Origin of the sequence: Microbacterium sp. (genome assembly GCF_026393345.1) — a bacterium.
Lineage (GTDB): Bacteria > Actinomycetota > Actinomycetes > Actinomycetales > Microbacteriaceae > Microbacterium.
On the sequence record NZ_JAPLAI010000014.1, the window covers coordinates 1 to 7,398 of the forward strand.

Annotated in this window: 5 protein-coding genes and 1 pseudogene; 4 read left to right on the plus strand and 2 right to left on the minus strand. The window is 69.0% G+C overall.

Translation table 11 applies throughout. The features are described 5' to 3' along the window. Positions 1 to 583, plus strand: a pseudogene (locus tag NT132_RS01975) (type I glutamate--ammonia ligase); the annotation flags it as partial. A gap of 201 nt (positions 584 to 784) precedes the next feature. On the opposite strand, the gene NT132_RS01980 reads toward NT132_RS01975, so the two are convergent. Beyond that, positions 785 to 955 (minus strand): CsbD family protein, encoded by a 171-nt coding sequence (locus tag NT132_RS01980; RefSeq protein ID WP_297783995.1) that lies wholly within the window; start codon positions 953 to 955, stop codon positions 785 to 787. 173 nt (positions 956 to 1,128) lie between these two features. On the opposite strand from NT132_RS01980, the gene nhaA reads away from it, so the two are divergent. The 3 genes from nhaA to NT132_RS01995 are packed head-to-tail and all read left to right on the plus strand — an operon-like array spanning position 1,129 to position 4,300. Next, a complete protein-coding gene (nhaA, locus tag NT132_RS01985) occupies positions 1,129 to 3,030 on the plus strand; it encodes a Na+/H+ antiporter NhaA (RefSeq protein ID WP_297783998.1) in 1,902 nt (633 codons plus the stop codon). Beyond that, positions 3,027 to 3,998 (plus strand): Dyp-type peroxidase, encoded by a 972-nt coding sequence (locus NT132_RS01990; protein WP_297784001.1) that lies wholly within the window; start codon positions 3,027 to 3,029, stop codon positions 3,996 to 3,998. Before nhaA ends, NT132_RS01990 begins: the two co-directional genes overlap by 4 nt. Before the next feature lie 32 nt (positions 3,999 to 4,030). Further along, a complete protein-coding gene (locus NT132_RS01995; RefSeq protein ID WP_297784004.1) occupies positions 4,031 to 4,300 on the plus strand; it encodes a hypothetical protein in 270 nt (89 codons plus the stop codon). A 9-nt stretch (positions 4,301 to 4,309) separates the two neighbouring features. On the opposite strand, the gene NT132_RS02000 is transcribed toward NT132_RS01995, so the two are convergent. Continuing rightward, positions 4,310 to 7,306, minus strand: a complete 2,997-nt coding sequence (locus NT132_RS02000) for a bifunctional [glutamine synthetase] adenylyltransferase/[glutamine synthetase]-adenylyl-L-tyrosine phosphorylase (RefSeq protein WP_297784007.1) — start codon at positions 7,304 to 7,306, stop codon at positions 4,310 to 4,312. Positions 7,307 to 7,398 lie beyond the last annotated feature (92 nt).

The following is a 7,398-nucleotide window of genomic DNA, read 5'->3' on the forward strand; positions in this document are numbered from 1 at the left end:
CAAGCCGCTGTTCTACGACGAGAAGGGCTACGGCGGCCTGTCCGACACCGCCCGGTGGTACATCGGCGGCCTGCTGGCGCACGCGCCGGCCGTCCTCGCGTTCACCAACCCGACGATCAACTCGTACAAGCGCCTGGTCAAGGGCTACGAGGCGCCGGTCAACCTGGTCTACTCGGCCGGTAACCGCTCGGCTGCCATCCGCATCCCGATCACGGGCTCGAACCCGAAGGCAAAGCGCATCGAGTTCCGCGCGCCGGATGCCTCGGGCAACCCGTACCTCGCCTTCGCCGCGCAGATGATGGCCGGCCTGGACGGTATCCTGAACCGCATCGAGCCGCACGAGCCGGTCGACAAGGACCTGTACGAGCTTCCCCCCGAGGAGGCCAAGAACATCCCCCAGGTCCCGAACTCGCTGCTCGACTCGCTGGAGGCGCTGCGCGCCGACCACGAGTTCCTGACGCGTGGCAACGTGTTCACGGAGGAGCTGATCGAGACCTGGATCGAGTACAAGATCGAGAACGAGATCAAGCCGATCGCGGCTCGCCCGCACCCGTTCGAGTACGAGCTGTACTTCGGGGTCTGAGTTCCTCAGCATCTCAACGACAGAGCCCTCCGCACTCCGGTGTGGGGGGCTTCGTCGTGGACGCGGCTCAGCCCAGCCCGAGAGAGCATGCGGTGACGTGGAGCTCCACCCCCGTCATCCCCTCGCCGATATCGAGTGACACACAGACGAGGAGCCCCCGATCCGGGCGGATTCGGGGGCTCCTCAGTGTTCCGTTGCGCGTTACTTGAACGCGTCCTTGACGTTCTCGCCGGCCTGCTTCAGCTTGGCGCCGGCCTGCTCGCCCTTGCCTTCGGCCTCCAGGCCCTTGTCATCGGTGGCCTTGCCGGTGGCTTCCTTGGCCTTGCCGGAAACGTTCTCGGCAGCGTTCTTGATCTTGTCGTCGAGTCCCATGTCGGGCTCCCTTCGCTTGGCGATCAGTGGGGTGATGTACCCGCTGCGCCGACGCTACCGCGCGGAAATCCGTTCCGCGGGGGGCTGGCGTTTCCCAGGAAAATGGTGTTCGGCGCCGCTGCGCAGGCGCCCCATCCTTGTGGGGCCGGTGCGCCGCGCACCAGAATGCTGCCATGACCGACGTGACAGTGCTCCGGTCGCCACCCGACCCGGATCACAGCACCGAGGCCGGCAGACGGCACCCCTCCATCGCGGACAAGATCCGCATGGCCGGTCAGGCGCGCATCGGGGCGGTTCTCCTCCTCATCGGCACAGCGGCGGCGATCCTCTGGGCGAACCTGGCGACCGGCTCCTACGACTCCTTCTGGGACACGCACCTCGTGGTCGGGGTGGCTGAGTTCCAGCTCGACTTCACCCTGCACTCCGCCGTCAATGACGCACTGATGGCGATCTTCTTCTTCACAGTCGGCCTCGAGGTGCGGCGCGAGTTCGCGATCGGCGAGCTCACCAGCTGGTCGCGGGCTCTCGTCCCGGTCGTCGCCGCGATCGCGGGGCTCGCGCTTCCTGCCCTGCTGTTCGTGCTCATCGCCCAGGGCTCCGGTGAGGCGCACGCCTGGGGAATGGTCATCTCTACCGACACCGCGTTCCTCGTCGGTGCACTGGCGCTCATCGGACCGCGCGTCCCCGGGCGACTCCGGGTGTTTCTGCTCGCCCTCGCCGTCGTCGACGACATCGGCGCGCTGACGATCATCGCCCTGGTCTACACCGAGGACTTCACCCCGCTCCCCCTCATCGTCGCCGCGATCGGGCTCGCCGGGATCTACTTCACCCGGTACCTCCGCGGCGGGCGCGGTCCCGTCTACGGCACCCTCGCCATCATCGTCTGGCTCGCCTTCCTCGCCTCCGGCGTGCACCCGACGCTCGCCGGCGTCGCGATCGCGCTCCTCGTGCCGGTGTATCGCCCGAACCGCCGCGACGTGGAGCATGCCCTCGATCTCGCCCGCACGTTCCGGCAGTCGCCCAACAGCGACTACGCACGGGCGGCTGCCAACAGCCTCCGCGAATCGATCTCCATCAACGAGCGGCTGCAGTCGGCGTACTCCCCATACGTCGCCTACGTCATCCTGCCGCTGTTCGCCCTGGCGAACGCCGGGGTCGTGGTGAGCCCGGAGATCCTCATGGGCGCCCTGCGATCGCCGGTCACGTTGGGCATCATCGTGGGCCTCGTCGTCGGCAAGTTCGTGGGTGTCTTCGGATCGTCCCTGCTGTTGAAAGCGCTGCGCATCGGCGACTTCGGCCCCGGCCTCACCCTCGACCGCATCGCCGGCGGTGCGATGCTCTGCGGCATGGGGTTCACCATCTCACTGTTCATCGTCGATCTCGCCATCGAGGACGCCCAGGTCGCCAACGAGGCGCGGGTCGGGGTGCTCGCCGCATCCGTGCTCGCGTTCGTGCTGGCCGCCCTCATCTTCCGGATCTCCGAATCGGTCCGGCCCTCGCACGACACCGGCCTGACGCTGGTGCGGCCGGTCGACCCGGCGCGGGACCACATCTTCGGACCGGTCGACGCGCCCTACACGATCGTCGAGTACGGCGACTTCCAGTGCGAGTTCTGTCTCAAGGCATCCGGCTCCATTCAGCAGGTACACGACCAGATCGGCGACCAGCTGCGATACGTATGGCGTCATGCACCGCTGCAGCGGCAGCATCCGAACGCCCTGGCGGATGCCGAGGCGTCGGAGGCCGCCGCCCTGCAGGGGAAGTTCTTCGAGTTCGAGCGCGGGCTCTTCTCGGATCAGGAGAATCAGCGGCCGTCCGACCTTCTCCGCCTCGCCGCCCGACTCGGACTCGACGTCGACAAGTTCGAGCGCGACCTCACCTCCGCGCGGGTGACCGGCCGCGTGCAGGAGGACATCCTGGACGCGGAAGCCATGAACATCACGTCAGTGCCCACGCTGTTCGTGAACGGCCGCCGCCACGTCGGTCCCTACGACGCGAACTCGCTGATCCGCGCGCTGGAGCAGGCCAACGCCCCCGCCGCAAGCCCCGTGGGTGTGCCGGGAGCGGGCGCATGACGGCCGCCGGTTCCGGATCGCGTCGGGTGCCCATCGAGGCGCAGCGCATCGACGCACCGCTCACCGGTTCCGCCGTGTTCCTGACACTCACGCTCGATAAGGGCACGGATGCGGCGGCGACCGTCCGCGACGTCCTCAGCTCCGTCGGGGAGACGGTCAAGAACGTCGCATTCCGCGACCTGGATGCGGCCCTCGCGTGCACAGTGGGGATCGGCGCCGACGTGTGGCCGGTCCTCACCGGTCGCCCCCTCCCCGCGGAGCTCCATCCGTTCACGCCCATCGTCGGCGCGCACCACACGGCGGTCGCGACCCCCGGGGATCTCCTCCTCCACATCCGGTCGGAGCGGTACGACCTGTGCTTCGAACTGGAACGCCAGCTCCTGGATCAGTTCGGCGACGCCGTCGAAGTGGCCGACGAGACGATCGGTTTCCGCTACTTCGACATGCGCGACCTCCTCGGCTTTGTCGACGGGACGGCGAACCCGGTCGGCCAGGCGCTTCCGCTCGCGACCCTGGTGGATGACGAGGATCCCGCCCACAGCGGTGGGAGTTACGTCGTCGTCCAGAAGTACGTCCACCCGATCGCCGCGTGGCAGGCCCTCACCACCGAGCAGCAGGAAGCGATCATCGGGCGCTCCAAGGCGGACAACATCGAGCTCGACGATGCGGAGACCGGACAGAAGTCACACAAGACGCTCGCGACCATCGAGGTCGGCGGGCAGGAGCACGACATCCTCCGCGACAACATGCCGTTCGGCAGCCCGGGGACCGCGCAGTTCGGAACCTACTTCATCGGGTACACCCGGCACCTCTGGGTCATCGAGAAGATGCTGCAGCGGATGTTCATCGGCGAGCCGGTGGGGCTGCACGACCGCTTGCTGGATTTCTCGGTACCGGTCACCGGTGCGGCATTCTTCGCGCCGTCCGCATCCTTCCTCGAGTCCCTCGGGGACGACGCAGGCACGTGACACCGTCACGCTTCACCATCGAAAGGATCGTCATGACCGAACACCTGAGCGAGGCCCACCGCACCACCCTCGGCCACCTGGACCGGCACCCCACCACGCACAACCTGGAATGGCACGACGTGCGCTCGCTGCTGGAGGCGGTCGGTGACGTCACCGAGGAGCACAACGGCAAAGTCAGGGTCACGGTGGGAGATCAGACCCTCACGATCACGCCACCGCGCCACAAGGACGTGGATGAGTCGACCCTGCTCGAGATCCGACGGCTCCTCCATGCCGCGGGATACCGCGCCGACCCCGAGTAGGGGCGGGGCTCAACCGTAGAAGAGCTTCTCGAACACGCGGCGGGCACGACGGGCGGTGCCCATCCAGTCCTCTTCGACCCGGGTCGCCGAGCGCTCGGGATACTCCAGCAGGCGCCCGATGCCGTCGAGGCGCTGCCGGTCGGTCGGGAGCACGTCGCTCGTCTGGGCGGACAGCAGGGTGTTCGCGGACCGCAGCCGGCTCGCGAGGTGCCAGGCCTCGGCGAGGCGGGTCGCCGCAGCCTCCGGGACCAGGCCGGCGTCCCTCGCGGCGGTCAGCGCGCCGAGGGTCGAGGTCGTGCGCATGCCGGGAACGGCATACGCGTGCTGCAGTTGCAGCGACTGGACGAGCCACTCCACATCGCTCAGGCCGCCGGGCCCGAGCTTCAGGTGCCGCGCCGGATCGACGCCCTGCGGCAGCCGTTCGCTCTCCACGCGCGCCTTGATGCGCTTGATCTCGCGGATGCCCTGCGGGTCGGCGGCCTCGGGATACCGCACCCGGTCGGCGAGCTCGGTGAACGCACCGATGAGCTTCACACTGCCCGCCACACCGCGGGCGCGGAGCAGCGCCTGCGCCTCCCACGACAGTGACCATCGGCTGTAGTACTCCTCGTACGCCTCGAGGGAGCGCACCAAGGGCCCGTTGCGACCTTCCGGACGCAGATCGGCATCAAGATCCAGGGGGACGCGTTGGTCCTCGGAGTGCTGACGCAGGCCCGCGACCAGCTGCAGCGACAGCTGATGCGCGCGCTCCGGGTCGACCCCGTTGGGACGGTAGACATACAGCACGTCGGCATCCGAACCGAATCCGAGCTCCCGTCCGCCGAAGCGTCCCATGGCGATCACCGAGAAGTCCAGGGCGTCGTCTTCGGCCGGCACGACTTCGCGGCGAACCGCGCGGAGCGTCGCCTGGATCGTGACCTCAGTGACCACGGTCAGCGCATCGGCGAGCTCCTCGATCGTAAGCACGCCGACGACCGCGGCCATCGCGATGCGCAGCAGCTCGCGGCGACGCAGCGCACGCACCGATCGCATGGCCTCGTCGATCGTGTCGTGGCGCATCTGGATGGCGCGCGCCTCCTGCTCGAGCGCCGGACCGCTGCGGGGACGCAGCTGCTCGGTGTCATCGAGCCAGGCCACCGACTCCGGGATCCACTCCATCAATTCGCCGATGTACCGCGAGCCGGACAGCGCGCGGGTGAGACTCTCGGCGGCGCCTGCGGAGTCACGCAGGATGCGGAGGAACCACGGGGTGTCCCCCAGTCGCTCGCTGATGCGACGGAAGGAGATGAGCCCGTAATCCGGGTCGGCACCGTCGCCGAACCAGCGCAGCATGACGGGCATGAGGTGGCGCTGGATGGTGGCCTTCCGGCTGATGCCGGTGGTCAGCGCACCGATGTGACGCAGTGCCCCCACCGGATCACGGAAGCCGATCGCGGCGAGGCGATCGTGCGCCTGCGCGGCGGAGAGCGACCGGTCCGCCTCCGGGAGGGCGGCGACCGCTGACAGCAACGGCCGGTAGAACAGACGCACATGGATCTCGCGCACCTCGCGCTTCAGCCGCTCCCACAGCACCCACACGCCCTGCGCCGTGTCCGCGAGGCCGCTGGCCCGCGCGAGCACACGCTGATCCTCGGCCGCGGCCGGCATCAGATGGGTGCGGCGAAGCGCACGCAGCTGCACTCGATGCTCGAGCACCCGGAGCATCCGGTAGTCGCTCGCGAAGGCCGCCGCATCCGTTCGTCCGATGTAGCCCTCCGTGACGAGCGCCTCGAGAGCATCGAGCGTGCCGCGCTGGCGGATCTTGTCGTCGCTGAGACCGTGCACGAGCTGCAGCAACTGCACCGTGAACTCGACATCACGGATACCGCCGGCCCCGAGCTTCAGCTGGTACGGCTTCTCGGCCGCGGGGATGTGGTCGGTCACCCGTTCCCGCATCCGCTGCACGCTGTCGACGAAGTTCTCGCGCGCGGCGCTCGTCCACACCTTCGGTTGCACCGCGTCGACGTACGCCGCACCGAGTTCCGCGTCGCCGGCGATCGGGCGCGCCTTCAGCAGCGCCTGGAACTCCCAGCTCTTCGCCCACCGCTCGTAGTACGAGACGTGCGACTCCAGCGTGCGCACGAGCGCTCCCTGCTTGCCCTCGGGCCGGAGGTTCGCGTCGACCTCCCACAGGGCGGGTTCGATGTCAGCCGAGGAGATGCCCTGCATCGTCTGCGCGGCGAGGCGGGTGGCGATGTCGATGATGCGGCTCTCGCCGAGCTCCTCGCGCACGTCGTCGGCGGCGCCGCAGACGAAGATGACGTCCACGTCGCTGACGTAGTTCAGTTCGCGTGCGCCGGTCTTACCCATGCCGATGACCGCGAGCTTCGTCGCCGCGACCTGCTCGCGGGTGAACAGCGCACGGCCGCTACTGATCCGCGTGCGGGCGACCGCGAGCGAGGCTTCGAGAGCAGCGGCGGCGGCATCGGCGAGGGCCGCGGCGACGTGGGGCAGCACCGCGACCGCATCGCCGCTCAGCAGGTCGTACACCGCGATCCGGGCGACCAGTCGCCGATACCGGACACGGAGTGCCATGGGCGCGTCATCGCCCGTGACCGGGGCGAACCCGTCGACCGCACCGACTGCGTCGAGCAGTCCGTCGCGCAGTTCGGCGGCCGTCGGTAGCCGGTCGCCGGCATCCGCGAGATCGGCGAGCTCGTCCGGATGCCGGAAGTAGAAGTCGCCGAACCCCTCCGCCGACGCGCCGAGGAGGACCCACATCGCGACGCGGGCGCGGTCGTGCCGGAGCGTGTCCCGGACGGCGCCGGCGTCGCGTCGCGCGATCCGGGCGAGGGCGAGGACGGCCCCGTCCGGATCGGCGGCGCCGCCGGCCCCGACCAGCCACGTCGACCGGGGAAGGTCGACGTACTGCTCGATCTCGTCGAGCAGCCGCTCGGCTTCGGTGGTGTCACCGAAGCCGAGGCGGGCGAGGTCCGTCCGCGTGGAGAAGCGGTCGGATGCGGCCATCACCGCGTCAGAGCATCTCGAGGTTGCTCTGCAGCTCGAACGGCGTCACCTGTGCGCGGTACCCGTGCCATTCCTTGCGCTTGTTGAGCAGG